Source organism: Spirillospora sp. NPDC049024, assembly GCF_040649235.1.
Classification (GTDB): Bacteria; Actinomycetota; Actinomycetes; order Streptosporangiales; family Streptosporangiaceae; genus Spirillospora.
In genome coordinates this window covers 1-23,145 of sequence record NZ_JBEZFD010000025.1, presented here as the reverse complement: position 1 = coordinate 23,145, position 23,145 = coordinate 1, and the positions used below count along the sequence as shown (strand labels likewise).

At 72.5% G+C, this 23,145-nt stretch carries 23 protein-coding genes and 1 pseudogene; 13 read left to right on the top strand and 11 right to left on the bottom strand.

All coding sequences use genetic code 11. The features are described from left to right. The first annotated feature begins 39 nt into the window (after positions 1 to 39). Positions 40 to 678 carry a pyridoxamine 5'-phosphate oxidase family protein gene (locus tag AB0C21_RS35155; RefSeq protein WP_500210187.1) on the top strand — a complete coding sequence of 213 codons (639 nt, stop codon included), beginning with the start codon at positions 40 to 42 and terminating at the stop codon, positions 676 to 678. 101 nt (positions 679 to 779) lie between these two features. Here AB0C21_RS35155 and AB0C21_RS35150 read toward each other — a convergent pair whose 3' ends face one another. After that, complete coding sequence (locus AB0C21_RS35150; protein ID WP_149264696.1) at positions 780 to 968, bottom strand: DUF5302 domain-containing protein; 189 nt, start codon at positions 966 to 968, stop codon at positions 780 to 782. Positions 969 to 1,110: 142 nt separating this feature from the next. Between AB0C21_RS35150 and AB0C21_RS35145 the strand changes: the two genes are divergently transcribed. After that, a complete protein-coding gene (locus tag AB0C21_RS35145; protein ID WP_500210185.1) occupies positions 1,111 to 2,517 on the top strand; it encodes a cytochrome P450 family protein in 1,407 nt (468 codons plus the stop codon). Between the two features lie 15 nt (positions 2,518 to 2,532). Here AB0C21_RS35145 and AB0C21_RS35140 read toward each other — a convergent pair whose 3' ends face one another. Next, positions 2,533 to 2,892, bottom strand: a complete 360-nt coding sequence (locus AB0C21_RS35140) for a DUF7668 domain-containing protein (protein ID WP_500210184.1) — start codon at positions 2,890 to 2,892, stop codon at positions 2,533 to 2,535. A 99-nt stretch (positions 2,893 to 2,991) separates the two neighbouring features. Between AB0C21_RS35140 and AB0C21_RS35135 the strand changes: the two genes are divergently transcribed. Beyond that, the gene (locus AB0C21_RS35135; RefSeq protein ID WP_500210182.1) at positions 2,992 to 3,399 is read left to right on the top strand and encodes a DUF2795 domain-containing protein; all 408 of its coding nucleotides are present in this window, start codon (positions 2,992 to 2,994) and stop codon (positions 3,397 to 3,399) included. A 78-nt stretch (positions 3,400 to 3,477) separates the two neighbouring features. Here AB0C21_RS35135 and AB0C21_RS35130 read toward each other — a convergent pair whose 3' ends face one another. The 4 genes from AB0C21_RS35130 to AB0C21_RS35115 all read right to left on the bottom strand — a co-directional run bounded on the left by AB0C21_RS35130 (position 3,478) and on the right by AB0C21_RS35115 (position 8,899). Then, entirely contained in the window at positions 3,478 to 5,043 is a 1,566-nt protein-coding gene (locus AB0C21_RS35130; RefSeq protein WP_500210180.1) for an FAD-dependent monooxygenase, read from the bottom strand. A 108-nt stretch (positions 5,044 to 5,151) separates the two neighbouring features. After that, positions 5,152 to 6,753, bottom strand: a complete 1,602-nt coding sequence (locus AB0C21_RS35125; protein WP_500210178.1) for a long-chain-fatty-acid--CoA ligase — start codon at positions 6,751 to 6,753, stop codon at positions 5,152 to 5,154. Positions 6,754 to 6,831: 78 nt separating this feature from the next. Further along, positions 6,832 to 7,695: a hypothetical protein gene (locus tag AB0C21_RS35120; RefSeq protein ID WP_500210176.1), complete on the bottom strand. Its 864-nt coding sequence runs from the start codon at positions 7,693 to 7,695 to the stop codon at positions 6,832 to 6,834. A gap of 49 nt (positions 7,696 to 7,744) precedes the next feature. Further along, complete coding sequence (locus AB0C21_RS35115) at positions 7,745 to 8,899, bottom strand: cytochrome P450 (protein WP_500210175.1); 1,155 nt, start codon at positions 8,897 to 8,899, stop codon at positions 7,745 to 7,747. Positions 8,900 to 8,976: 77 nt separating this feature from the next. On the opposite strand from AB0C21_RS35115, the gene AB0C21_RS35110 reads away from it, so the two are divergent. Further along, complete coding sequence (locus AB0C21_RS35110; protein WP_500210173.1) at positions 8,977 to 9,537, top strand: hypothetical protein; 561 nt, start codon at positions 8,977 to 8,979, stop codon at positions 9,535 to 9,537. On the opposite strand, the gene murA is transcribed toward AB0C21_RS35110, so the two are convergent. Both murA and AB0C21_RS35100 read right to left on the bottom strand, forming a co-directional pair. Then, positions 9,503 to 10,804: a UDP-N-acetylglucosamine 1-carboxyvinyltransferase gene (gene murA, locus AB0C21_RS35105; protein ID WP_500210172.1), complete on the bottom strand. Its 1,302-nt coding sequence runs from the start codon at positions 10,802 to 10,804 to the stop codon at positions 9,503 to 9,505. The two genes, AB0C21_RS35110 and murA, sit on opposite strands and share 35 nt — an antisense overlap. Then, positions 10,797 to 11,240, bottom strand: a complete 444-nt coding sequence (locus AB0C21_RS35100) for an ATP-binding protein (protein ID WP_500210315.1) — start codon at positions 11,238 to 11,240, stop codon at positions 10,797 to 10,799. The genes murA and AB0C21_RS35100 overlap by 8 nt, the downstream gene beginning before the upstream one ends. 223 nt (positions 11,241 to 11,463) lie before the next feature. On the opposite strand from AB0C21_RS35100, the gene AB0C21_RS35095 reads away from it, so the two are divergent. Further along, positions 11,464 to 12,345, top strand: coding sequence for a helix-turn-helix domain-containing protein (locus AB0C21_RS35095; protein WP_500210171.1), 882 nt, complete (start codon positions 11,464 to 11,466; stop codon positions 12,343 to 12,345). Then, a complete protein-coding gene (locus AB0C21_RS35090) occupies positions 12,342 to 12,554 on the top strand; it encodes a DUF397 domain-containing protein (RefSeq protein WP_500210169.1) in 213 nt (70 codons plus the stop codon). The genes AB0C21_RS35095 and AB0C21_RS35090 overlap by 4 nt, the downstream gene beginning before the upstream one ends. 13 nt (positions 12,555 to 12,567) lie before the next feature. On the opposite strand, the gene AB0C21_RS35085 is transcribed toward AB0C21_RS35090, so the two are convergent. Both AB0C21_RS35085 and AB0C21_RS35080 read right to left on the bottom strand, forming a co-directional pair. Further along, positions 12,568 to 13,191: a LysE family translocator gene (locus AB0C21_RS35085; RefSeq protein ID WP_149264682.1), complete on the bottom strand. Its 624-nt coding sequence runs from the start codon at positions 13,189 to 13,191 to the stop codon at positions 12,568 to 12,570. A gap of 55 nt (positions 13,192 to 13,246) precedes the next feature. Further along, complete coding sequence (locus AB0C21_RS35080; RefSeq protein WP_500210166.1) at positions 13,247 to 14,272, bottom strand: M4 family metallopeptidase; 1,026 nt, start codon at positions 14,270 to 14,272, stop codon at positions 13,247 to 13,249. A 503-nt stretch (positions 14,273 to 14,775) separates the two neighbouring features. Here AB0C21_RS35080 and AB0C21_RS35075 point away from each other — a divergent pair. After that, positions 14,776 to 16,032 (top strand): cytochrome P450, encoded by a 1,257-nt coding sequence (locus AB0C21_RS35075; protein WP_500210165.1) that lies wholly within the window; start codon positions 14,776 to 14,778, stop codon positions 16,030 to 16,032. Between the two features lie 16 nt (positions 16,033 to 16,048). Continuing rightward, entirely contained in the window at positions 16,049 to 16,561 is a 513-nt protein-coding gene (locus tag AB0C21_RS35070; RefSeq protein ID WP_500210163.1) for a tetratricopeptide repeat protein, read from the top strand. Here AB0C21_RS35070 and AB0C21_RS35065 read toward each other — a convergent pair. Beyond that, positions 16,558 to 19,053, bottom strand: a complete 2,496-nt coding sequence (locus tag AB0C21_RS35065) for a hypothetical protein (protein WP_500210161.1) — start codon at positions 19,051 to 19,053, stop codon at positions 16,558 to 16,560. The two genes, AB0C21_RS35070 and AB0C21_RS35065, sit on opposite strands and share 4 nt — an antisense overlap. Positions 19,054 to 19,094: 41 nt before the next feature. Here AB0C21_RS35065 and AB0C21_RS35060 point away from each other — a divergent pair, with 41 nt between their 5' ends. The 5 genes and pseudogenes from AB0C21_RS35060 to AB0C21_RS35040 all read left to right on the top strand — a co-directional run bounded on the left by AB0C21_RS35060 (position 19,095) and on the right by AB0C21_RS35040 (position 22,666). Continuing rightward, entirely contained in the window at positions 19,095 to 20,021 is a 927-nt protein-coding gene (locus tag AB0C21_RS35060; protein ID WP_500210159.1) for a hypothetical protein, read from the top strand. 307 nt (positions 20,022 to 20,328) lie between these two features. After that, positions 20,329 to 20,439, top strand: a pseudogene (locus tag AB0C21_RS35055) (IS5/IS1182 family transposase); the annotation flags it as partial. A gap of 319 nt (positions 20,440 to 20,758) precedes the next feature. Continuing rightward, the gene (locus AB0C21_RS35050; protein WP_500210157.1) at positions 20,759 to 21,496 is read left to right on the top strand and encodes a hypothetical protein; all 738 of its coding nucleotides are present in this window, start codon (positions 20,759 to 20,761) and stop codon (positions 21,494 to 21,496) included. A 262-nt stretch (positions 21,497 to 21,758) separates the two neighbouring features. Next, positions 21,759 to 22,436 carry a hypothetical protein gene (locus AB0C21_RS35045; protein ID WP_500210155.1) on the top strand — a complete coding sequence of 226 codons (678 nt, stop codon included), beginning with the start codon at positions 21,759 to 21,761 and terminating at the stop codon, positions 22,434 to 22,436. A gap of 26 nt (positions 22,437 to 22,462) precedes the next feature. Then, positions 22,463 to 22,666: a hypothetical protein gene (locus AB0C21_RS35040; RefSeq protein ID WP_500210153.1), complete on the top strand. Its 204-nt coding sequence runs from the start codon at positions 22,463 to 22,465 to the stop codon at positions 22,664 to 22,666. Positions 22,667 to 23,145: the final 479 nt, after the last annotated feature.

Here is a 23,145-nt window from a genome sequence, read left to right as displayed (position 1 = left end):
GTTACGCTGATCTCCTGATCCCCCGCGGAAGGAGCGGCGATGACGGTCGCCCCCGAGTTCACTGCGATCACCTCGGCCGCCGAGCTGCGCGAGCTCCTCGGCGCGCCGATGCAGCGCGCGATCGACAAGGAGCGCGTCACGCTGCACGCCTGGGATCGCGAGTGGCTCGCCCGGTCCCCGTTCTGCCTGATCGCCACCAGCGACGCCGCCGGCAACGGCGACGTCTCGCCCAAGGGCGACCCGCCCGGGTTCGTGCGCGTGCTCGACGACACGACGATCGCCATCCCGGACCGGCCCGGCAACCGCCGGGTGGACGGGTTCCTGAACGTGCTGAGCAACCCGCACGTCGGCCTGATCTTCCTGGTGCCGGGCCGCGGCGAGACGCTGCGGATCAACGGCCGGGCCACGCTCGTCCGGGACGCGCCCTTCTTCGACGAGATGGTCGTCAAGGGCCACCGGCCGGCCCTCGCGCTCGTCGTGGAGATCGAGCAGATCTTCTTCCACTGCGCGAAGGCGCTCATGCGCTCCAAGCTGTGGAAGCCCGAGTCCTGGGAGCCGGAGGCGCTGCCGCCGCACGCCCGGATCGTCAAGGACGTCCAGTACACCGAGGAGAGCGTCGAGGAGCTCCGGGAGTACTACCGCGAGGCGAACTACAGCAAGAAGCTCTACCAGGGCTGACACGTCCGGCGGCCGGGCGCGCGGTCCTCGCGGGGCACGGGCCGGAGAACGGAACGGCCCCCGCGCCGAGGCGCGGGGGCCGGCGGGTCGAGTCCGCCCGGTCAGCCGCTCTTGCGGCGGAACTGCCGCTGGTGGTCGGCGCGCTCGTGGGTGCCGCGCACCTTCGAGCCGCTCCGGCCGCCGCCGTTGGCGTTCTTGCTCTCCGCGCCGCGCTTGCGCTCCAGGGCCTCCCGGAACCGGCGCTTCACCTCGTCCTCGCCGTCTTCGGGCGCTCCCGCCGAGTCGGTCATGCGGACCTCCAGCTCATGTATGGGCACCCCTAGCGTCACATACCCCGCGATGGCCGCGAGCTCGTGCACGCCGAAAGATCGCCGTGGGAGATTCCAGCATAAACCGGCCAGGAGCGAACGTTCTCTCCTAGGGTCTGTGCACGTGGAGCCCCAGACGCCGCAGGCCGAGCCCGCCCCCGCCCATCCGCCGCTGGAGGCGCTCGCCGTCCAGCCGCTGCTGAACCGCGACTACGAGTCCCGCCCCGCGGCGTTCTACGAGCGGCTGCGGGCGGAGTACGGCCCGGTCGCTCCGGTGGACGTCCTCGGGGTCCCGGCCTGGCTCGTCATCGGCTACGCCCAGACGCTCGACATCCTGCGCGACGCCCGCGGGAACTGGAGCCGGCGGGTCGGCAACTGGCGCGCGTACCGGGAGGGCGCTGTCCCGGCGGACTGGCCGATGCTGCCCGTCGTCGAGTCGGACAACTGCGGGTTCCGCGACGGCGCCGAGTCCACCCGGCTGCGCGGCGCCTGGAGCGAGGGGCTGCGGCCGTTCCAGGACCGGGGCAGGCCGGAGGCGAAGGCCCTGGAGCAGGCCGTCCGGCGCTACGCCGACGAGCTGCTCACGGTACTGGCGGTGAGCGGCGGCCGGACCGGGTGGGCCGACCTGTCGGCGCAGTACGCGCGGCCGCTGCCGCTGATGGTGATCGGGCGGCTGCTCGGCTCGGGCGCCGACGGCGGCGACGAGCTGATCATCGACCTGTGGCGGGTGATGGACGCGGGCCCGGACGCCCAGGAGGCGTCCGCCCGGCTGATCGCGCGGGTCGCGGACCTGTGCGCGGCGCGGGCGGCGGACCCCGGCGACGACCTGCCGTCCTACATGCTGGCCGCCGTGCCGGACCTGACGGCCGAGGAGCTCACCGGCGAGATGGCGATGATGACCGGCCTCGTCGGCGACGTGACCGGGACGCTGATCTGCAACACCATCACCGAGGTGCTCATCGGGGAGACCGGGGCCCGCGACAGCCTCTCGGCCGGGATGCTCCAGGAGGCGATCAACCGGGCCGCGGCCGCCAACCCGCCGATGGCGAACCTGGCGTTCCGGTGGGCCAAGGCCGACGTGCGCCTCGGCCGGTTCCAGATCGCGGCCGGCGACCCGGTCATGGTCTCGCCCGCCGCCGCCCACCTGGACCCGGCGTTCGCGGCGGGCGGCGGACCGGACTCGATCTACAGCTCGCGCGCCCACCTGGCGTGGAGCGCCGGCCCGCACGCCTGCCTCGGCCGCGACCTCGCCACCACCATCACCGCGATCGCGGTGGAGCGGCTGTTCGACCGGTTCGCCGAGCTCCGGCTCGCGCTGCCCGCCGACCAGCTCCCGTGGCGCTCGTCCCCGCTGATGCGGGGCCTGCGGTCGCTGCCGGTCACCTACGAGCTGGCCGGGGACCCGCCGGAGCCGCGGACCTCCCCCGCCGCCGCGGCCGAGGAGGCGACGGAGCAGGAGGACCCGGGCGAGGGCGGGCAGAACTCGCTGGTGCGGCGCGTCCTGCGGATGATGCGGCTCGGGCAGTCCTGACCGGGGGCCGGGGCGTCACACCGCGCCGGCCTCCTCGATCCCCTCCAGCTCCACGGTCCACACGCCGTCCATGACCTCGGACAGGGTGAGGCGCAGCACCGGCCCGGAAGGCCCGTCCTGCGCCGTCCACAGCCGGAAGGCGACATGGAAGGCGCGCTCCGCGCCCGAGACCTGCTCGACCCCGGTCGTCTCCAGGTCGGCGAAGGCGCCGTCGGGCGGGCTGATCAGGTCGCGCCCGGACGCGGTCACCGCGGCGGCCGTCTCCGCCGCGCTCAGCCGGCGCCCCTCGGTGAGGGTCTCGAGCTCCTCGTACTCGCCGCGGACCAGCAGCCCGACCACGACCCGGACCGCGTTCACGCCCTCTTCCGGCAGCATGCGCCACACCGTACCGCGCGCCCGCCATGTGATCGCCCGCATGTTTGGCCGCGCCCGCCCGGGAACGCTCAGTCCGGTAGGCGCGCAAGGAGGACGAAGATGCCAGACAAGAGCGACAAGCACGGCGCGAAGATGGACGATGAGATCGGCCGCGAGACGCAGGGCATGGTCAGCGGCCACCACCCCACGCACGCCGAGGAGTTCAAGGAGACCGAGCCGTTCTCCAACGACTACCCCGCGGACCCGACGGCGGCCGCCGCCGGGGACCGGGAGGGCTCCCCGCCCGGGATGAGCGCGCAGGACGTGGAGGGCCGCAGCGCCCTCGCCCGGATGCTCAGCGGCGTCCGCTATCCGGCCCGCCCGAACGAGCTGGTCCGCCACGCCGCCGAGGGCGGTGCGCCGGACCGGGCGGTCGACCAGCTCCGGACGCTGCCGAAACGCGAGTACGAGAACGTCGCCGACGTGGCCGAGGAGCTCGGCTACGGCCGCGAGGAGCGGCGCTACTGACCGAGCCGCACCGGGGAAGCAGCGGGGTCCGGCCGCCGTGGGCGGCCGGACCCCGCTGCTTTCGTCGGAGGCGCCTCGTCAGCGTCCGGTCCCCTTCCCCGTCCCGTCCTCGCCCGGAACGGTCTGGCTGGGCCGCGGCTCGTGGGCGGGACGGTCGGCGGGTCGCCCGCACCACTGGCTCAGCGCGTCCCTGATCGCCGCCGCGCGCCGGTCCGGCGCCGTCTCGTCGGTCGCCCAGGCGATGTAGCCGTCCGGACGCACCAGCGCGGTCGTGCGGGTGGCGCCGCCGGCGGGCGCGCAGTGCACGCGGCCGGCCCACCGCTTGGCCGCCAGGTAGGTGACCGCGGGGTCGTTGGCCGCGACCACCAGCACGAACCGCCCGTCGGCCAGCAGTTCGTGGAGCCTGCCGGGGTCGCCCGCCAGCGGCACGTCAGGGGCCCGCCGCCCGGTCAGGGGATGCGACCCGCGCGGCGCCGGGTAGGCGAGGTCGATGCCGGAGACGGCGCCCGCGATCCGCCGCGCGACGGGCGGCAGGTGGGTCGCCGCGTACGCCGCCGCGGCGCGGGCCGCCCGCAGCGAGCGCGGCTCGGCGAGGGCGAACCGCAGCAGTGCGCCGCTCCTGCGCAGGACGAGCCTGCCGACGGGATGCCGCTCCTCGTGGTAGCTGTCGAGCAGCCATGACGGCGCCCATCCGCGCAGCTCGGCGGCCAGTTTCCAGCCGAGGTTCGCCGCGTCCTGCATCCCGGTGTTCATGCCCTGCCCGCCCGCCGGCGAGTGGACGTGGGCGGCGTCCCCGGCGAGGAAGGCCCGGCCCACCCGGTAGCGCGGGACCTGCCGCTCGTCGCTGTGGAACCGGGACGTCCAGCGCGGTTCCCCCATGCCGAGGTCGGTGCCGAGGGCGCGGCGGGTCACCTCGCGCAGCTCGTCCATGTCGACGGGCTCGGAGTCGGGCGCCTGGCGGCGGCGGTTCCACGCGATCACCCGGTACCAGCCGTCCCCGAACGGGGCGAGGAACGCGAACGCGTCGCCGACGGCGCCCACGCTGAGCACGTCGGCGGGCGCCCTGTCCAGCCGGACGTCGGCCAGCATCACCGACCGCACCGCCGCGCGGCCGGGGAACGGCAGCCCGAGCGCCTCCCGGACGGTGCTGCGGACCCCGTCCGCGCCGACGACGTAGGACGCGCGGAGCGTGCGCGTCCCGCCGCCGGCGTCCCGCACGTCGACGTCCACGCCCGCCGCGTCCTGGCGGAGCCCGACGGCCTCGGCGCCGTGCACGATCTGCGCGCCGGCGGACAGCGCCCGCTCCCGCAGGACGCGTTCGGTCTCGTACTGCGGCGTGACCAGGACGTACGGGAACCGCCCCGGCAGCCGCGACAGGTCGAGGGCGGTGGAGCCGAGCAGCCGCAGCCTGCCGACGCGCGTCCCGGTCGCGACCAGCTCCTCGGCGACGCCGCGCGCGTCCAGCATCTCCAGGGTGCGGGCGTGCACGGCGAACGCCCGCGTCAGGTTGGTCGTCTCCTCGGGACGGCGTTCCAGTACCGTGCAGCCGATCCCGGCCGCGGCGAGGTCACCCGCCAGGAGGAGGCCGGTCGGTCCGGCCCCCACGATCAGCACGTTCCCGGTCGGCCTGTCGGTGGGCGGCATCGCGCTCCCCTCTCGCTCGGCAGCCGGCGGCTCGGACGCCCGCGCAGAAACACTTCCCACGAACCGCCGCGCCTCACACGGCGGGAGGCCCTGGCGCGGCGGGAGTTCTCAGCCCTGGACGCGGCGGTCGCGCCCCGCCCACTCCCGCTCCCGGAGCTGGAACTTCTGGATCTTCCCGGTGGAGGTCTTGGGGAGCTCGGCGACGAACTCCACCTCGTCCGGCGCCTTGTACCGGGCGAGGCCCGCCCGGACGTGCTCGACCAGCTCGGACTCGGTGGCGGTGCGGCCGTCCCGCAGCACCACGAACGCCTTGGGGCGCTCCCCCCACCTGTCGTCCGGCACCGCGACGACGGCGACCTCCAGCACGGCGGGATGCGAGTCGATCGCCCGCTCGACCTCGACCGTCGAGATGTTCTCGCCGCCGGAGATGATGATGTCCTTGGAGCGGTCGCGCAGCTCGACGTAGCCGTCGGGGTGGCGGACGCCGAGGTCGCCGGAGTGGAACCAGCCGCCGCGGAACGCGTGCGCGGTGGCCTCCTCGTCCCGGTGGTAGCACTTCATGACGTTGTTGCCGCGCATGACGATCTCGCCGAGCGTCGTCCCGTCGGCCGGGACGTCGTTCATGTCGGCGTCGACGACCCGCAGCCCGTCGGTCTGGATCATGCCGACGCCCTGCCGCGCCAGCAGCCGGGCCCGGTCGCCCGCGGGCAGCCCCGCCCAGCCGGGCTGCGGCTCGCACACCGAGTACGGCCCGTAGGTCTCCGTCAGCCCGTACACGTGCACGATGCCGGCCCCGAGCCGCTCCATCTCCCCGATGATCGTCGGGCTCGGCGGCGCGCCCGCCGTGGTGACGGTCAGCGGCCGCTCCAGCGGGTGCGCCTCCGGCGCGTTCGCGATCGTCACCAGGACGGTCGGGGCGCCGTTGAGGTGGGTGACGCCCTCGGCGTCGATGAGCCGCCAGATCTCCCCGGCGACGACCGCGCGCAGGCAGACCTGCGTCCCGCCGATCGCGGCGAGCGCCCACGGCGTGCACCAGCCGTTGCAGTGGAACATCGGCAGCGTCCACAGGTAGACGCTCTCGGGGGTGTGCCGCGAGTGGACGACCTCGCCGAGCGCGTTGAGGTAGGCGCCGCGGTGCGTGTAGACGACGCCTTTCGGCCGTCCCGTGGTGCCGGACGTGTAGTTGATCGAGATGGCGGCGTTCTCGTCCTGGACGGCCCAGGGCAGCGGGTCGTCCGAGCCGCGCGCCATCAGCTCCTCGTAGGAGATGCCGCCGACCGCCGGGTCGGGCTCCGCGCCGGCCGCGGGGACGGTGAACACCGGCGGCAGTCCGCCCGCGATCGGCGCCACGGACGGGTGCAGCCCCGCGTCGACGACCAGGGCCTTCGCGCCCGAGTGGTCGAGGATGTAGCGGATCTCGTCCGGCGCCAGCCGCGTGTTGATCGCGACGAGGACCGCCCCGGCGAGCGGCACCCCGAAGTGCGCGACGAGGAGCTCCGGGACGTTGGGCGCCAGGTAGGCGACCCGGTCTCCCGGCTCGACCCCGGAGGCCCGCAGCGCGTTCGCCAGCCGGGTCGCCTCGGCGGCGAACTCGGCGTAGGCGGCGCGCCGGTCCCCGTAGGCGTAGGCGGTCTTGCCGGGGAACACCTGGGCCGACCGTTCGAGGAACGCGAGCGGGGTGAGCGCCGTGTGACCCGGGCCGTTGTCCATCGGGAGCCTCCGGTGCCGTCGGATGTGGCCTGCGTCTCCAGGATCCCACGCGCACCCGCCCCGCACCGGGACGCCGGGCTAGCCGCCCGCGTTGCGGGTCAGGACGGAGACGGCCCTGACGGTGGCGTAGCCCCGCCACTCCAGTTCGGCGGCGGGCGAATAGGAGGCGAAGTCGACCAGCCAGCCGCCGTCGTCCTGCTGCATGCCGTCGAGCCGCCGCAGCTCGGCGGCCACGATGTCCGGCTTGAAGAGGGAGCGGGACGGACGGTCCGGGTAGGGCGCCAAGTCGAGCGGGCGCAGCGACTCGTCCTCCAGGCCGCCCTCGACGTGGAGGAGGCCGTCGTCCGGGATGTGCTCGCCGAGCAGGGCGATGGCCTCGGTGTCTTCGACGGCGTCCGCCAGCCACAGGGCGAACTCGACCTCCAGAGCGTGCATCGTGTCCTTGGCGCGCATGGCGTCGAGGCAGTAGCGGGTGGCGCGGTCGAGCCACGGATGCCGGGCGACCGCCGTGTCGTGGACGGCGACGCGCTGCGCCATGGCCGCGACCACCGCGGTGATCTGCAGCGAGGACGTCCCCGGGTCGGCACCGGTCCAGAACGGCGCGCAGCCGGCGGGGTCGGGGATGGGCAGGGCGAACGGAAGGCCGCCGTCCGGCAGCGTCACCGAGTCCAGCCAGTCGCAGAGGGCGGCCGCCTCCGGTGCCGTCACCGGGGCCAGTTCCTCGAAGACCTCGAACGCGTGCAGCGCGGGGCCCGGCTGGCTCGTCCGCGACCGCAGGTCGGGCTCCAGCCCGTGGCCGTATCCCCCGTCGGGGTTCCGGTAGGCGTTCAGTGCGGCGAGCAGCGCCTCCCGGTCGCCCTCCCCGGTCAGCAGTTCGAAGCGGCGGCGGTCCAGGGGACGCGCGTGCATGGCCATGAAGTCGGTCGCCTTGGTCAGATCCATGACTCCAGCGTGGCCCTCGCGGGCACACCCGTCTTGTAGATTCCGGCCATCACCAGGTAAGGAACAGCTCCTTGGGCGAGCGGTGGATCAGGCTCGGCAGCATCTCCACCGGTTCCTCGACCCGCAGCCCCGGCAGTCGCGCGGTCAGCTCCTCCAGCGTGGCGCGGACCTGCTCGCGGGCGAGCTGCGAACCCGGGCAGGCGTGGACGCCGTGCCCGAACGCCAGGTGCCGCGCCGGCTCCCGGGTGACGTCGAACTCGTCGGGGCGGTCATGGGCGCGCGGGTCGCGTCCGGCCGAGGCGAAGGCGACGAAGACCTCCGCGCCGGCGGGCAGGTCGGTGCCCGCCACCCGCACCGGCCGGGTGGTGATCCGCCGGAACCCCTGGATCGCCGTGTCGTAGCGCGCGGCCTCCTCGACGGCCGCCGGGATCAGCTCCGGCCGTTCGCGCAGCAGCTCCCACTGCTTCCGGTTCCGCAGCAGGTGCAGCACCGCCGTGCCGATGAGCGCCGTCGTCGTCAGGTGCCCGGCCAGCAGGATGTTCTGCAGGTTGGAGATGAGCGTGCCGTGCGGCTCGATCGCGCGGGCCATCTGGCCGCACAGGTCGTCGCCCGGCTCCCGGTCCTTCACGTGCGCGGCCAGCACCCGCTTCATGCCCGCGACGTGCTCGGCGGCGGCGACCTGCTCCTCCGCGCCCATCGGCCGGAAGACGAGGTCCTCCGCCCGGTAGCCGCCCTCGATCAGGGCGGGCACCTCCTCCGGATCGATGCCGAGCATGTGCCCGATCACCTCGCCGGGCAGGACGCGCGCGTACCGTCCCATCAGCTCGACGCGGTTGTCGGCGGCGAAGGAGTCGACCAGCTCCCGCGCCCGCCTGGTGATGAACGGGACGGCGGCGGCGACCCGGTTCGGCGAGAGCCCGCGTGTCAGCGGCTCGCGCAGCCACCGGTGGTCGTCGCCGTCCGCCGTCACCACGACGGGCCGGCCCTGCGGGAGCGACCGCAGCACGGCGAGGGCCTCGGGGCCCGGCACCACGTCCGGCCGCAGGGCGTTCGCCGAGGAGAAGGTCTCGGGGTCGCGCAGCACCGCCCGCACGTCGGCGTGCCGGGCGACGAGCCAGGCGTCCAGTTCCGGGACGAAGGTCAGCCCCTCGGCCTCGCGCGCCCGGGCGTAGAACGGATAGGGATCGGTCCGGTCGAACTCCACGGCGCCCCCTCCAGTCGACTGGTCCACCGTAGGAAATCGGAATGCGGCACGGGAAGCCTCCGGCCTAGCCTGGCCGGATGGACGTGAGTTTCGAACGGACGGGTGAGCGCCGGTACGCGACCGTCGTCCGGCTCCCGGGGCGGAACCCGCGCCGGATGGATCCCGCCCCCGGCTACGACGACCACGTCCCGCACGACCTCGTCCACTACCTGGTCGAGGCGGAGGTGGGCCTCGCGTCCGGCGTGTTCGGGCGGGCCGCGGCGGGCGGCGGCGACTTCGCCGAGACGGGCGAGACGCCCGGCGATCCGCGGCGGCGGGCCAGGGAGCAGCGCCGGCTGAAGAAGCGGGAGGCGTTCCTCAGCCGGTCCGACCACGGCGACATGGCCAGGTCCGAGCACCTGGCGGGCCTGTGCGACCTCGCCTGGCGCCGCCGCGCGGGCGCGCGGACGCCCGCGTGGGCGGACCGCCGGCCGATACCGCCCGAGGACCGGCCCGCAGTCGACCGCGTCCTCGCCCGGCTGGACGAGCTGGCGCCGCTGTGGCACGACCTGCCCGTCGGCGGATCGCTCACCTTCACCTGGCCCCGGACGGCCCCGAACCCCGTCAGCCCGCGCGCAGCGACAGGCCCAGCGTCCTGAACTGCTCGACGGGCCGGTGGTAGCCGCGCTCGATGTGGTGCACGCCCCTGAGCGTGGACGGCCCCTCCGCGACGGCCGCCGCCAGCACGGCCGAGAACCCGGCCCGGATGTCGGGCATGGTCACGTCCCCGCCGCGGAGCTTGCTCACCCCGCGCACCACCGCCGAGTGCAGCGCCGCCGTGTCGTGGTACCGGCAGGCCGGACCGCCCAGGCAGGTGTCGTAGACCTCGATCTCCGCGCCCATGCTCTGCAGCGCCGGGACGTAGGCGAGCCGGTTCTCGTACACGGTCTCGTGCAGCACCGACATGCCGTCCGCCTGCGTGAACAGCACCATCAGGGGCGTCTGCCAGTCCGTCGCGAATCCCGGGTGCGTGTCGGTCTGCACCGCCGCGGGGCGCAGGCCGCCGGGCGCGGACGCCATGATCCAGTCGTCGGTGATCTCGAACTCGGCGCCCATCCTGGTCAGCGTCGTGATGGCGGTGACGAGCCGGTCCTGCGGGCACCCGTGCACCCGCACCTCGCCGCCCGTGACCAGGCCCGCGACCAGGTAGGAGAACGCCTCGATCCGGTCGCCGCCGAGCCGCGTCTGCGCGCCGCTCAGCCGCTCGACGCCCTCCACGACGATGCGCCGGTCGGGGGCGAAGGAGATCCGCGCCCCCATCCGCTGCAGGAACAGCGCCAGCTCGGTGATCTCCGGCTCGGTCGCCGCGTTGCGGATGACGGTCTTGCCCTCGGCCCGCACCGCCGCCAGCAGCACCGTCTCGGTGGCGCCGACGCTCGGGTAGGGCAGTTCGATGCGCGTCCCCACGAGCCGCGTGGCGTGCGCGTGGATCCCGTCGGCCGCGAGCGACACCTCGGCTCCGAACGCCCGCAGCGCCTCCACGTGGAAGTCGACCGGCCGCCGCCCGATCGGGTCGCCCCCGACCAGCGGCACGAACGCCTCGCCCGCCTGGTGCAGCAGCGGCCCCAGCATCAGGATCGGGATGCGGTTCAGACCGGTGAACGCCTTGCCGACGCTCGGGTCCGAGACCGGGCCCGGCACGACCGTCACCTCGCCGCCGGACCGCTCCACGGTCATCCCGACATGCTCCAGCATGCCCGCCGTGATGCCGACCTCGCCGACGTCCGGTGCGTTGCCGATCGTGCTCGGCCCGTCCCCCAGCATCGCGGCGACCATGTGCTTGCTGACCGCGTTCTTCGCGCCCCGCACGGTGACGTCCCCGCGAAGCGGCCCCGACGGCTCGATCTGCCAAAGCTTCTCAGTCACCCGAGCAGCCTACGGCGTCCGGGAGCCCGGCCCCCCGATTTCGCCGCAACCCCGGCACGCTCCGCTCCGTGCGGGTGACCTCCGCCCACACGCAGGTGTCGCCGCCATCGCGCCGCACGCCCCACCGCTCCGCCACCGCCGTGACGATCACGAGCCCGCGCCCGCCCTCCTCCTCGTCCCCGGGCGCCCGCACCCGCGGCTCCCCGCCTCCGCCGTCCGTGAGCTCCACCCGGACCCGCTCCCCGTCCCCGGTCAGGACGAGCGCCATCCGGTCCCCCGCGCCGTGCTCGACCGCGTTGGTCGCCAGCTCGCTCGTGATCAACTGGACGTCCTCCGCACCGATGCCCTCCAGCTCCAGAGCTCCGTCCACGTACCGGCGCAGCAGCGCCACGGACGACGCGTCCCGGTCCACCGTCAGCGCGCCCAGCACCACCATGCTGCCCAAGCCGCCCTCCCATTTCCGACACTTCCTGAATTACTCCGCGCCACCTTCCGCGACGCGGCCAGCGCAAGCATGGACAACCGGGCCGGGACGCATCCGCCGACCACCGGACAACGGGAATTCCTCCAGCGGGAATTCTCTGATCTTGGCGTTCGCGCCCCGCACACAGGCGGGTCGACACACAATGGAATCGAACGGCCACGGAGGGAGAGCGACAATGTCCGCTGAACCGACACCGGATGTGCGGACCGTGCGCCTCGGCCTCGAACTACGCCACATTCGGCTCGAACAGAACCTCACCCTGCAGAAGGCTCACAAACTGCTGCGGCGCTCCGTCTCCTCGATCAGCCGCATCGAGAAGGGCCAGGTCAGAATCCCCGAGCGCGACCTTCCCCCCATCCTGGACGCCTACGGGATAACCGACCCCGCCCGCCGCGAGGCCCTTCTCGCCCTCACCCGCCGCAACGACGCGAAGGACTGGTGGCAGAGCTACCGCGACGTGCTCGTCGTCTACCCGACCTTCATCAGCATGGAGAACGAGGCCACCCGCATCCGAGCCTTCGAATGCGTCTTCCTGCCAGGCCTCCTCCAGACCCCCGAATACGCCTGGGAGATCTTCGCGGCGGGCGTTCCCGGCCGGTCGCCCCTCGAGACCAAGCGTCTGACCGACGTCCGTATCAAGCGGCAACAGATTCTCGACCGGGCCACCCGCCCCGACGTCCATGCAATCGTCGCCGAGAGCACCCTGCGGCAGAGCGTCGGCGGACCCGAGGTGATGCGGCGGCAATTGCAGCACCTGCTGACCGAAATCGACGGCGGGCGGGTCGGCCTCCAGGTGCTGCCCTTCACCGCCGGCGCCCATCCTGCTTTGGGCAGCTTCAACATCCTCACCGTCCCGGCCCTCGGCGGCGATATAGTCCATATCGACGAGACGAATCAGTCGCGGTTCGTAGACGACGGTGCGGCTACGCGCCGTTATCTCGACGTCTACGAAAGGCTCCGCGCCGCCGCACTCTCCGAGGACGATTCGAGGCAGCGGATCGAGCATCTGGTCTTCGAGTCGCAAGCTCAGGCGAAGGGAAGACCGAGGCGAGCATGACCGGACGAGACCTCTCCCGACTCGACTGGCGCAAGAGCACGCGAAGCGGCGGCGTGGACGACAACAGCTCGTGCATCGAAGTCGCGTCGATGGGCGGCCGTTCCGTCGCCGCCCGCGACTCCAAGGACCCGGACGGGCCCGTCCTCCACTTCGACGCCCACGACTGGGCGTCCTTCCTCACCCGGCTCAAGCAAGGCACCACCCGCTAGAGGACTCGGGCAGCTAAGGGCGGTCGGCCAGGAGGTTGGCGGCGAAGCCGAGGAAGGCCACGCCGCTGAGTTGCTCCATCCGGCGCCGGAACGACGGGCGCCGCAGGCGCTCCCCCATGGCGGCGGCCGCGCCCGACACGAGCCAGAACCAGACCGCCAGCTCGACCACGTCGATCGCGGTGAACAGGATCGTCGTGCCGAACACCGGTGCGCCGTGCGGCATGAACTGCGGGACGAGGCTCATGTAGAAGACGCCCGCCTTGGGGTTCAGCAGGTTGGTCCCGACTCCCGCGCGGAACGCCGCACGCCATCCCGCGGCCACGACGGGCTCGGGATGTTCGACCTCGCCCTTCCTTCTGGCGTGCCAGAGCGCCGTGGCCCCGAGCCACACCAGGTAGGCGGCGCCGCAGACGCGCACCACGTTGTACGCGACATGCGAGGCGGTCAGCAGCGCGGTCAGCCCGACCGCCGTGGCGAGTCCCCACACCGCGCACCCGGCCATGATTCCGAGCGCCGCGGCCAAGCCTTGGCTCCGTCCCTGCGCGACGGAGGTCCTGAGCACCAGGAACGTGTCGAGTCCCGGCACCACGTTGACGATCAACGCGGCGACGGCGAAGGCGAGCGCGGCCGTGATCATGAGCGAATGCTATATCGCTCCTTACGGCCGCACCACGCCCTCGACGGTCAAGCGGTCACAGGATGCCCCGCGCGGCGAACGCCGCCTCTGCGGCCTTCGCCGCCTTCGCTCCGTAGAGGCGCTGGGCCGCGGCGACGGTCGCCTCGGCGGCGGCCTTGAACGAGGTGTCCGGCGCGAACGCGAACTGCGCCTCGACGATCAGCGTGCTCGCCTGGGTGTCGCCGAGCGACTGCCGGATGTCCCAGAGGGCCCGCGACCAGATCTCGCCGTCGGCGTGGACCTCACCGCGGACGTCCTCGGGGTAGTGCTTCGTCCCGTCCAGCCTCCGCAGGCAGTGCGTGGGCCCGGACGTGTAGGACACCGAGTCCCAGTCGGCGACGCACGGCTCCGGGGTCTTGGTCGGCGTGCCGGTCGCCCAGCTGGTGACCGCCACCGCCAGGTAGTCGCCGAACGCCTCCCCGATCGAGCCCGACTCCAGGTTCGTGCCGAACCCGGTGACCTGGCCGTCCTGCACGGAGTGGCCGTACTCGTGGATGACCACCTCGGCGTCCTCGGCGTCGTCGATCCCGCCCTTGCCGAGCGTGATGTTCGCCTTGTCGGGGCGGAAGAAGGAGTTGTCGCCGCCGTACTGGTTGATCCGCACCTCGATCTGCCGCTGGTTCACGGGCCGGAGCCCGGACCCGAACCCGAGGTGCTGCAGGTACCGCTGCGCGGTCGTCACCCAGTAGTAGCCCATCACCTGCTCGAACTGGTCGGAGTCGCGGTGGTAGGCGGGCAGCGCGCCGTTCTCGATCCGGGCGGCCTTGCCGGTCTCGCTCTTGACCCGCGCGTACCGCCCGGTGAGCGACCCGGACCCGTCGAGGTCGGTGAGGGTGACCTGCCGGTAGGCGGGCGCGAGGGCGGCGTAGTCGGCGTCCTTCGCGTCGGTGAGGGACTGGTCCCCGAGCTGCTGGACGGGGTTGGGGTAGAAGACGGTCCCGGCGGCGGTCGCGCCGGAGTCCGCGGCGGACGCCGCCGGCAGCGCGGCCATGAGGGGAAACGCGGCCACGGCCGCGAGGGCGAGACGTCGTGTGTTACGCATGGGCGGACGTTATGGCCAGGTCCGATGCGGGGACAGGTCCAATCCGCGCCGTGTCCAAGTCTGTCTGGCCTCGCCTGTTCGCGGCCCCGAACACTGGCGAAGTTTGTGCTGGTGCCGGTGCCCGTGCCGGGAGTAGCGCGGCGTTCCGGGCGCGACGACAGGTCAGTGCGTCGAGTCCGCGGCCGGGCAGCTCGCGACCGTCTTCTCCGTCATCTGCGCCGTGGCCGCACCCGGGGCGGCCGTGGCCACGGCGTCCTGAGCGCGGCGCCGCCGCGGGCCGGCGGCCGCGCCGGTGCACGTGTGTGGGTTGGCACCGACGCGACCATGATTCCGGCCATGGCCGGGCGGTCCAATTCTGCCGCATCCCACGTTGCACAAGCGTTGCGCGGGCCCCAGATGTCGCGGACGCCACATGCACCTCACCCCGGGTTGACGGGGACGTGCGTGTCGCGGAGCTTCGGGGCAGACAGGTGACCATCCCAGCGACATCCGCGAGGAGCGCCGTGCCGTCGACCGATCACCCGCGATACCCGTTCCCCTGCCAGGACGTTCCGGTCGACGGGGTTCGTCCCGACGATCCGATGGGGCTGTCCCCTCTCTACGACGGACTCGCGCCGGTCGCCCGTGTCCGCCTCCCGGAAGGGCACGAGGCGTTCCTGGTCACCGGGCACAGGGAGTGCCTGCGCGTCCTGCGCGAACAGGACACGTTCCGCCGTGCGGGAGCCGACGCGATCCCGCCCTACCCGCCCACTTCCCCGACGATGCTGGCGCGGGACGGCCGTGAACACCGCGTGCACCGCGACCTGGTCGGCAACGCGTTCGCGCCCGCCCGGATCGACCGGTACCGGCCGACCGTCGACCGGCTCACCACCGCGCTGCTCGACTCGCTCGTCCAGGCGGGCGGTCCGATCGAGGTCAACGAGCAGCTCGCCCTGCCCCTCACCCTCGGCGTCATCGGCGGCGTGATGCACCTGCCGGACGACGACCTGCCGCTGTTCCGCAGGTGGGGCGACATGTTCCTGTCCACGGGCGCCGACCGCGCCGCCGAGAACGAGCGCGCGGTGCTGGAGATGAGCGGCTACATGGCCGAGCGCCTCGGCGGGCTCATGGCGGAGGCGGAACCCGGCTCCGAGGAAGGCGGCCTGCTCTCCGTGATCGCCGCCAACGCCGTCCGCCGGCGGACCGGTCTGGAGGAGGCGGCGCTGCTGGCGGCGAGCGTCGTCGTCGCGGGATGGGAGACGACGGCCGCCGCGATCGCGGGCTTCCTGTTCCGGCTCCTCACCACCCGGGAGGACGGCGGCGACACCCTCTACCGCCTTCTCGCGGCCCACCCGGACCGCATTCCCGGCGCGGTCGAGGAACTGCTGCGCACCACTCCCGGCACCGCGTTCGAATCCGCGCAGCCGCGCCGGGTCGCCCGCGAGGTCGAACTCGGCGGCGTCCCGCTGCGCGAGGGCGACCTGGTGATTCCGGCGGTCGACCGCGCCAACCGCGACCCGGGCGTGTTCGACGGCCCCGAGCGGATCGACCTCCAGCGCGCCCCGAACCCCCACCTCTCCTTCGGAGCCGGTCCCCACGTCTGCCTCGGCGCCCCGCTGGCCCGGCTGGAGCTGAACACCGTCCTGCGCGAACTGACCCGCCGCTTCCCGGACGCGCGGCTGCATCACGCGCCGCACGACGTCGTCTGGAACACCGTCACCGTGATCCGTCACCCGGCCGAGCTCTGGCTCGACCTCGAATCTCCGCAGCGGGACGGATGACCGTAGGCTGACGCTTATGATCAACCCCGCGCCCGACTGGGAAGCGCGCATGGCCGCCCTGTGGGACGCCTTCGACGACCACACCCCCGAGGACTTCCTCGGCAAGGTCGAAGCCCTGACCGGCGAGCTGCCGCCCGGCGACGCCGTCGCCGAGTACGAGCTGGCCTCCGCGCACGACGCCCTCGACCACGAGGCGGAGGCCGCCGACCACTACCGGCGGGCCTTCGCCGCGGGGCTTTCCGGACCGCGGCGGAGGCAGGCCGTGATCCAGTACGCCAGCACGCTCCGCAACCTCGGCCGGGCCGACGAGAGCGTCGCGCTGCTGACCGCGGAACGCGAGGCCGGCTCGGACGAGCTCGACGACGCCGTCACCGCGTTCCTCGCGCTGGCGCTCACCGACGTCGGACGCGAGCGGGAGGCGGCCGGGCTCGCGCTGGGCGCGCTCTCCCGCCACCTCCCGCAGTACAACCGCTCGCTGTCCGCCTATGCGAAGGCCCTCGCACAGGACGGCCCCGGCCCGCGTCCTTAGTGCGGCGGCTCCTCACGCTTCGCGCGGACGTCCCGCCGAGCCTGGACCAGTAGCCGATCGGCGTCGGGCGCGTACCCCCACGCGCGTTCGGGCGGGCTGGTGCGGCCGACCCGGCTGAGATGGCGCCGGGCCCGGTCGTGGTCGCCGGCCCGGTAGAACACCGCACCGAAGAAGTGGTGGGCCTCCAGGTTCCTCGGATGCGGCCGGTCCCCGGCGAGCCACCGGTCGGCGGCCGCCACGAGCGCGGCGTGCACCGAGGGCCTGGCCAGGTAGCGGTTCAGGTCGTCCCAGGTGCCGATCTCACCGCCGATCTCCAGGTGCGCCACCGCCAGTACCGCGGTCACCGGGTCGCCCGGCTCGGCCGCGGCGACGGTCGCCTCGGCGAAGTCCAGCACCTCGGCCTCCGAGCCCCACCACTTCTTGCACAATGCCTGGGAGCGGGAGATATGGCCCGCGTAGAGGGACGGGTCGCGCTCCGTCAGCTCACGCCAGATCCGGTCCAGCTCGTCCCGCCCGAGCTGCATGCCGATGCCGTACCACTGGAGGCTGTCCCAGGGAACGGGGTCCGCGGGCAGCAACTCGGCGGCACGGTAGAGCGGCGGGCCCGCGAGGGCGAGCAGCCGCCAGAACCGGCCGAACCGTTCCGCGTCGACGTGCTCCGCGCGTTGGGCGCTGCGCGCCTCCCACGCCTCGGCGACACGGGTCGCGCCAAGCCACAGGCACAGGTCCGGGTCGTCGGGATCGTCCGCGTACAGTCGTGTCAGCCGCTCGGCCTGGCCGAGCGCGGCGTCGGTGAGGCCATCCACGTAGAGGCTGCGGGTCTCGGCGTCGTCCCGGGTGCGTGCAAGCAGTTCCAGGCCCGCGCGCAGGTCGCCGCCGCGCACCTTCGGCAGCGCCGCCGCCAGCGCCTCGTCCTGCCAGGCCGGCCGTCGCCGCCGCGACCTGATCTTGCCGGGCAGCCCGAAGAGCGCGGCCACCACGCCGGGTGAAGCCTTGCCGGTCTCCTCCGGTTCGGCCGAGGAGGCGTCGTCGCCCGGAGACGGGACGCGGTCGTCGAGGCGGGCCGGCTTGCGGACGACCCGCTCGGCGGGGGCGTGCCGGTCGATCTCCGTGACGGCGGCCGTGCCGGAGCGCCAGAGGTTCGGCTCGACCCCGACCGTCACGCCGTCCAGGCCGATCAGCGCGCGTGCCCCGTCCGGCCACGCGAACACCGCGGCGCACTGGTCGAAGCGCACGGTCGCCATGATCGGGCCGGTCAGCGAGGTGACCCCCTCAGGGCCGACGATCAGGCCCTGCTGGACGTCGCCGGCCCGGCTGTGGACCCGGCCCTCGACCGCGACCAGGGAACGGGTCGGGGCCGGGGCGAACCGCGCCCCTTGCGGCTCTTCGCCGTGCGGAAGCATCAGGAGCGCGGTGTCCAGGACGGCGCGGCCGACCTCCTGGACGTCCTCGGGCCGCACCGCGTCCAGCTCGGCCAGGGCCTCCTCGGTCGTCAGCAGCGGGGCTCCCAGCAGTTCGGCGAGGCACCGCCTCATCGGCTGCGAGGCGCGGGCCTCGTCGGAGCCCGTGCGGGCACGGCGCGCCGCGACCACCTCCGCGAGTTCGGCCGCGTCGACCGGCTCCGCGGCGATGCGCCCGAGCTCCCCGCAGAACCGCTCCGCCAGTTCCGGACGCACCTCGGCCAGACCGTCCGCGAAGGCGAGCAGCTCCACACCGTCCCCGGTGCTCGATGAGAAGTCGACGCTCGTCGTGTAGCTCAGCGCGTTGTCCCTCCGCAGCACCCGGTGAAGGCGCCGGCCGAGGACGTCGGCGTAGACCCGGGCGGCGGACGAGCGCGGCACGATCGCACTCAGCGCGACACCCTTGACGTCGGCGTTGAAGTAGGCAGGCGTCCGAGGCAGGGCGCTCGTCGGTTCCGGGACGGGCCGCCGTTCGCCCTCGGGAAGCGGCAGCGTCAGCCCCTCGGGCGGCGGGCCGCCGACGATCGCCAGTGCCGCGTTGTTCTTGGTGAACCAGCGCGCCGCCCACTCCTGCACGTCCTCTGGGGTTAAGGCGCTCAGACCGTGCTCGTCGTAGGCGGGCAGGCCATAGGTGGCGGCTCCGTAACGCCACAGCAGCAGCTGGCCTTGCAGCCCTGCGTCGCGTCCCTCGGCCTCGGTCCGCAGGATGTTCTTCTCCGCCTCCAGACGGTCCATGGGAAGCGCGCACAGCGATTCGCACACGGTCGTCAGAAATGAAGCGATCTCCGCGGGCTCGCCATGGGTGACGAACATGGTGGTCACGGCGTTCACGACGCCGTTGTGGTGATAGTCGGAATCGCCGACCGCATGCAGCGCCAGATGCTCGACCAGGTGGGTGAGCCCGCCCCTTGCCAGGGTCTCGTCGGCCCGCCCCACGCGGAACACCAGCGCCGCTCGATGGTCGTCGTCGCCCGGCGCGCCCTTGCTCCAGAACACGGGAACGCCGTCGATCTCGGTACGTGTAACGTCCAAATGATCTCCCTCTCCAGGCCGCAAGATCGTACAATTCGCGGGTGCCGAAAAAGGTTGCATATCGGTATCGGGTGCCCTTCGCCACGTCCTGGCGCGCGTATCTGATTCCGGCTTGGCCCGTGGTCCTGCTCGCCTTGCTCACCGCGCTCTTCTGGGGGACGCACCACGCACTCCTCACCGCGAGCACGGTCGACGCCGTCCGCTCCGGAAACGTCCCCAACGACCCCCGTCCGGTGCTCTGGGTGGACGAGGGTCTGCGCTACCGCGTCCACGTCGTCGGAAGCGCCGCCGACCCGGGTTCCTGCACGCTGGCCGGGCAGAACGGCACCTATCCGCTGACGCTGGACCGCGTCCGGCATTCCGGCGACTCCGCGGAGATCAAGGGATACCGATGGGTCGGGGCGTTCCAGGCCCCCGCCACCGACTACGTCGCAGTCGCATGCGACCGCTCCAACGAGGCACTGCGAATCAAGGTGGACGCTCCCGGAACCGGCCTGCTCGTGGCCCTGCTGGTCCTCTGGCCGGCGCTCCTCATCTGGGCGGTGGCCAAGATCTGGCGGATCCGGCGGCGGAGCACACGACGCACGCTCACCCATCGCCCACCGGAGCCGCCGGCCACCGTGTCCGAGGCCGCCCTGGCCGCTGCTGACCGGACCCAGACCACGGTCTACTTCCGCAACGGCACCTTCGTCCCAGCCGGAACCCGCGAGGCCGACTCCGCGACCGACTTCGCCAAGGAAAGACTGGCGGCGCCGCGCGACCCACGCGATTTCCGAACCGCCCCAGCCGGCGACGGCGGATGGCTGGTCACCTTCCCCGACCTGACCGTCTACCTGACCCAAGAAGAGACCAAGCACTCCGGAACGGCCGACCTCGGCCGCCACGCCCTAGCCAAGATCAGTTTGGACGCCCGCACCCCCGAGGTGGCACGCACCCGCAAAACCGAGACCCTCGCCACCCGAACCTGAAAGGCGAACTCACGCCGACCGCTCAACGGGTACGAGACCTGGCACCACCAACGCGCCATCTCTACATGGGACGCATAGCCCTGCTCGCGGCCCTCATCGACCAGCGTGCGGTCACGCAGAACGGCCGGGTTGCGCGGGCTGGCCGAGCCAGCCGACACCGCTTGCGGCATCAACTGGAGGGGCGCGCCGCTGAACGTCGAGTTGCCGGTCGGCGTCCTGAGCGATCAACCATGCCGCGCGCGGCCTCCTCGCCGACCAACTCCGCCGTCGTCGGCGAGCCGTCGAATCGGATAGAAAGATCATTCCGTACCGCCTCAACGAGGGGCTCGGACGCGCCCGGGGCGGCCTCGTCTGTGAGATTGCCCGCGGCGGAGAAGGCGAGCGCCTCCCTTTGGCCTTATTGATTACTCCGGGCCAGTGAACGCTTTTCATCCTCGGGTGCGAGGTCCCTGATCGCGGCGTGATCGCGAGCGGGGCGTCGCGCCGCTCAATGTCGTCTGCCAGGGAAACGGCGTCCGGTTCGTGTCACGCTCTTCCGAGCGGTGCGGTAGCGCCCGCTGTGGCCGTTCTTACGGCCCGGTTCGCACGTCGGTCGGCTCATGACCTGGGCTTCGGTCGACCGAACGCGCGAGCCTGCGGCCATCTGGCGGCTCCAGGTCACGCGCGTAAGGCGCGGTGGCCGCGTCTGGCCTCCACGAAGCCACCCCTGGCAGAAGGAACTCCCCAATACTGGGGAAATGGGTTCGCGTCCCCTGACTGTGGTGTCGCTGACGGTCGGCCTGACCGCGCTGGCGGCGTGCGGCGGCTCACCGCACAAAGGGCCGGCGGTCGACCCCGTGACGCTCACCCCCTCGGCGACCGGGACGGCGACCGGTCAGCCGACCGGCGGCACATCCGGGCCACCGTCGGTGGGTCCGTCGCCGCGCGCCTGGACGACGCCGCGCGTGAACACCGGCAGTGGAGCGTCCCTCCAAAACCAGACACCGGACGCGCTGTGCCAAATGGTCTGGAGCCCTTATCCAGTGCGGATCGAGGGCTTCACGGCCGCGCAGTCGGGCGAGCCCGTGCAGATCACCGACAGCGACATGTCCGACGAGGTTCTGGCGCGGTCCAGGTTCGGGACCGTCACCTACGAGACGGCTCCGACCTGTACGGGCTCCGCCGGCGAGGGCCTCCAGGCGCGCAAGCCCTGTGCGCCGGACACGGTGATCGGCCCCACGGACCCGTGCGCGATCACGCCTGTGTACACCGACCAGCCAGAGATTCCAAGGCCCGCCCGCTATACGGTCCTGGTCACGTGGCGGCTCTCGAAGCTGTGCACGGACTCCTCCGGGCCGTGCGGTGGTCTCGGGGCGAGCGCCGACCGTCCGGTGCGCGCGACCTGGCGGACGACGCAGACACTGACCGCCTGCACCAAGTGGACGCCCTTCCCTGAGGCGCCGAACGGAGGCGAGGGCGATCTCGGCCAGTGCTAGGAGCCGATCCGAGCGGCTGGCGAGGGCGCGCAGGCCTGTCCCTTCGGACCCCGATCCCCGACCGGCGCCGGACTGGACGCAGCGACTCTCCGCACTGGGCACCTTCGGCCCGCCGACGTCGCTCGTCGCGGCCGTCCTGATCTGGTACGGATATGTCGCAACACTCCAGCGGTTCCGCTACTTCGGCGTTGATCTGCAACTCACCGACCTCGGGAACCAGACGCTCCTGCTCTACGGCGTGGAGGTGGCGTACCCGGCGGCAGTGCTGCTCCTGCTGATCGTGCTCGCGTCTCTCGGCGGACATGCGGTCGTGCGCGGCATGGTGCTCCCGGACCGGGTGCGCGCCGCACGGCGGCTCGCGCTGGCCGTGGCGCTGGCCGGGCTCGCGCTGACCGGCAGGGCGCTGGTCGGAGTCCTGTCGACGAAGGTCGCCGCGAACGAGACACCCGGCGTGACGCCGCTTTGCCTGACGGCCGGCGTACCTTCACTGGTCTACGCGTTCTGGCTGTTCCGCCAAGCCGGAGACGGCGGTTGGCGAGAGCGTCCGGCTCTGACCGACGTGGAGCGCGGCGGACGGTACGTAGCGATCGGGGTGGTCACGTTGGGCCTGTTCTGGGCGGCGAACAGCCTCGCAGGCGAGGTCGGTGTCGCCCGCGCCTACAACGATGCCCGCGGCTTCGCCAAGCTCCCCGAGGTCGTGCTCTACACCAAGGAGCCGCTGAGCGACGCTCCGCCCGAGACGCTGCACACCGATTTCGGCAAATCAGTCACCTACCGCCACCGCTACCAGAACCTGCGACTTCTTCTAGCCTCGGGCGGGCGACTTTTTCTCGTCCCGTTGACCTGGAAACCCGACGCTCGCACGGCCCGGATCTCAACGTTCGTCGTCGCGTATGACGGTAACATTCGCCTCCAGCTCATCCCGCAGAAGACCAATTGACCGGGCCGCCTGAAGGCGAACTGCCGGTGACGGTCAACTTCGAGCCAATGAACGCTTCTATCCCAGCGGCACAGTGGGAAAGCATGCGAAGCCCCTGGCAGATGATGCAGATCTTGGTCGATCGCTCCGCCAACGAAGGCTTCCCTGCGCTCAAGGCTGGACGCGCCGCTCGCGATCACAACGTGACCTCGGGACCCGCCATCAAGGATGAGAAGGCTTCAATGGGGTGACGCTCCGGGCCGAAGAACCAGCAGGCCATCGGTAGCCGGCTGGTAGGCCCGGCAAGTGGTGGAGTCCACGCACACCATGCACCAGCGGATGCGGTCCTGGCATCCCCATCGGCCAGTACGGCCGCGTAGATCTCCTCCCATACAGGATCCGCTGATGATCCTGCGGTGGCTGACCAACGCCCACCTCGCTGCCCGGTCTTGGGCAGACGCCCCTTAGTCAGGCTCATTCCTCGCTCGGGACAGTCGAACCCCGAACTTCACCGCCAGCTCAGCGCGGACGAGGAACATGCCGCCGCACGGCTGGCGGCCTGTTGTCCGTCTCCACCGCACTGACTTCCTGAAAATCGATCTCAAAACGGCGGCCACTACAATCCTGGGAATACAAGAAAGGCCCCGCCGTGATCGGCGGGGCCTTTCCTAATAAGTGTCCGGCGGCGTCCTACTCTCCCACACGGTCTCCCATGCAGTACCATCGGCGC

Coding starts and splice junctions, on each gene's coding strand:
- AB0C21_RS35070 (WP_500210163.1), top strand. CDS start 16,049: ATGATCAACCCCGCGCCCGACTGGGAAGCGCGCATGGCCGCCCTGTGG.
- AB0C21_RS35110 (WP_500210173.1), top strand. CDS start 8,977: ATGGACGTGAGTTTCGAACGGACGGGTGAGCGCCGGTACGCGACCGTC.
- AB0C21_RS35050 (WP_500210157.1), top strand. CDS start 20,759: ATGGGTTCGCGTCCCCTGACTGTGGTGTCGCTGACGGTCGGCCTGACC.
- AB0C21_RS35090 (WP_500210169.1), top strand. CDS start 12,342: ATGACCGGACGAGACCTCTCCCGACTCGACTGGCGCAAGAGCACGCGA.
- AB0C21_RS35155 (WP_500210187.1), top strand. CDS start 40: ATGACGGTCGCCCCCGAGTTCACTGCGATCACCTCGGCCGCCGAGCTG.
- AB0C21_RS35135 (WP_500210182.1), top strand. CDS start 2,992: ATGCCAGACAAGAGCGACAAGCACGGCGCGAAGATGGACGATGAGATC.
- AB0C21_RS35080 (WP_500210166.1), bottom strand. CDS start 14,272: ATGCGTAACACACGACGTCTCGCCCTCGCGGCCGTGGCCGCGTTTCCC.
- AB0C21_RS35120 (WP_500210176.1), bottom strand. CDS start 7,695: ATGGATCTGACCAAGGCGACCGACTTCATGGCCATGCACGCGCGTCCC.
- AB0C21_RS35125 (WP_500210178.1), bottom strand. CDS start 6,753: ATGGACAACGGCCCGGGTCACACGGCGCTCACCCCGCTCGCGTTCCTC.
- AB0C21_RS35095 (WP_500210171.1), top strand. CDS start 11,464: ATGTCCGCTGAACCGACACCGGATGTGCGGACCGTGCGCCTCGGCCTC.
- AB0C21_RS35150 (WP_149264696.1), bottom strand. CDS start 968: ATGACCGACTCGGCGGGAGCGCCCGAAGACGGCGAGGACGAGGTGAAG.
- AB0C21_RS35140 (WP_500210184.1), bottom strand. CDS start 2,892: ATGCTGCCGGAAGAGGGCGTGAACGCGGTCCGGGTCGTGGTCGGGCTG.
- AB0C21_RS35085 (WP_149264682.1), bottom strand. CDS start 13,191: ATGATCACGGCCGCGCTCGCCTTCGCCGTCGCCGCGTTGATCGTCAAC.
- AB0C21_RS35130 (WP_500210180.1), bottom strand. CDS start 5,043: ATGCCGCCCACCGACAGGCCGACCGGGAACGTGCTGATCGTGGGGGCC.
- AB0C21_RS35100 (WP_500210315.1), bottom strand. CDS start 11,240: ATGGTGGTGCTGGGCGCGCTGACGGTGGACCGGGACGCGTCGTCCGTG.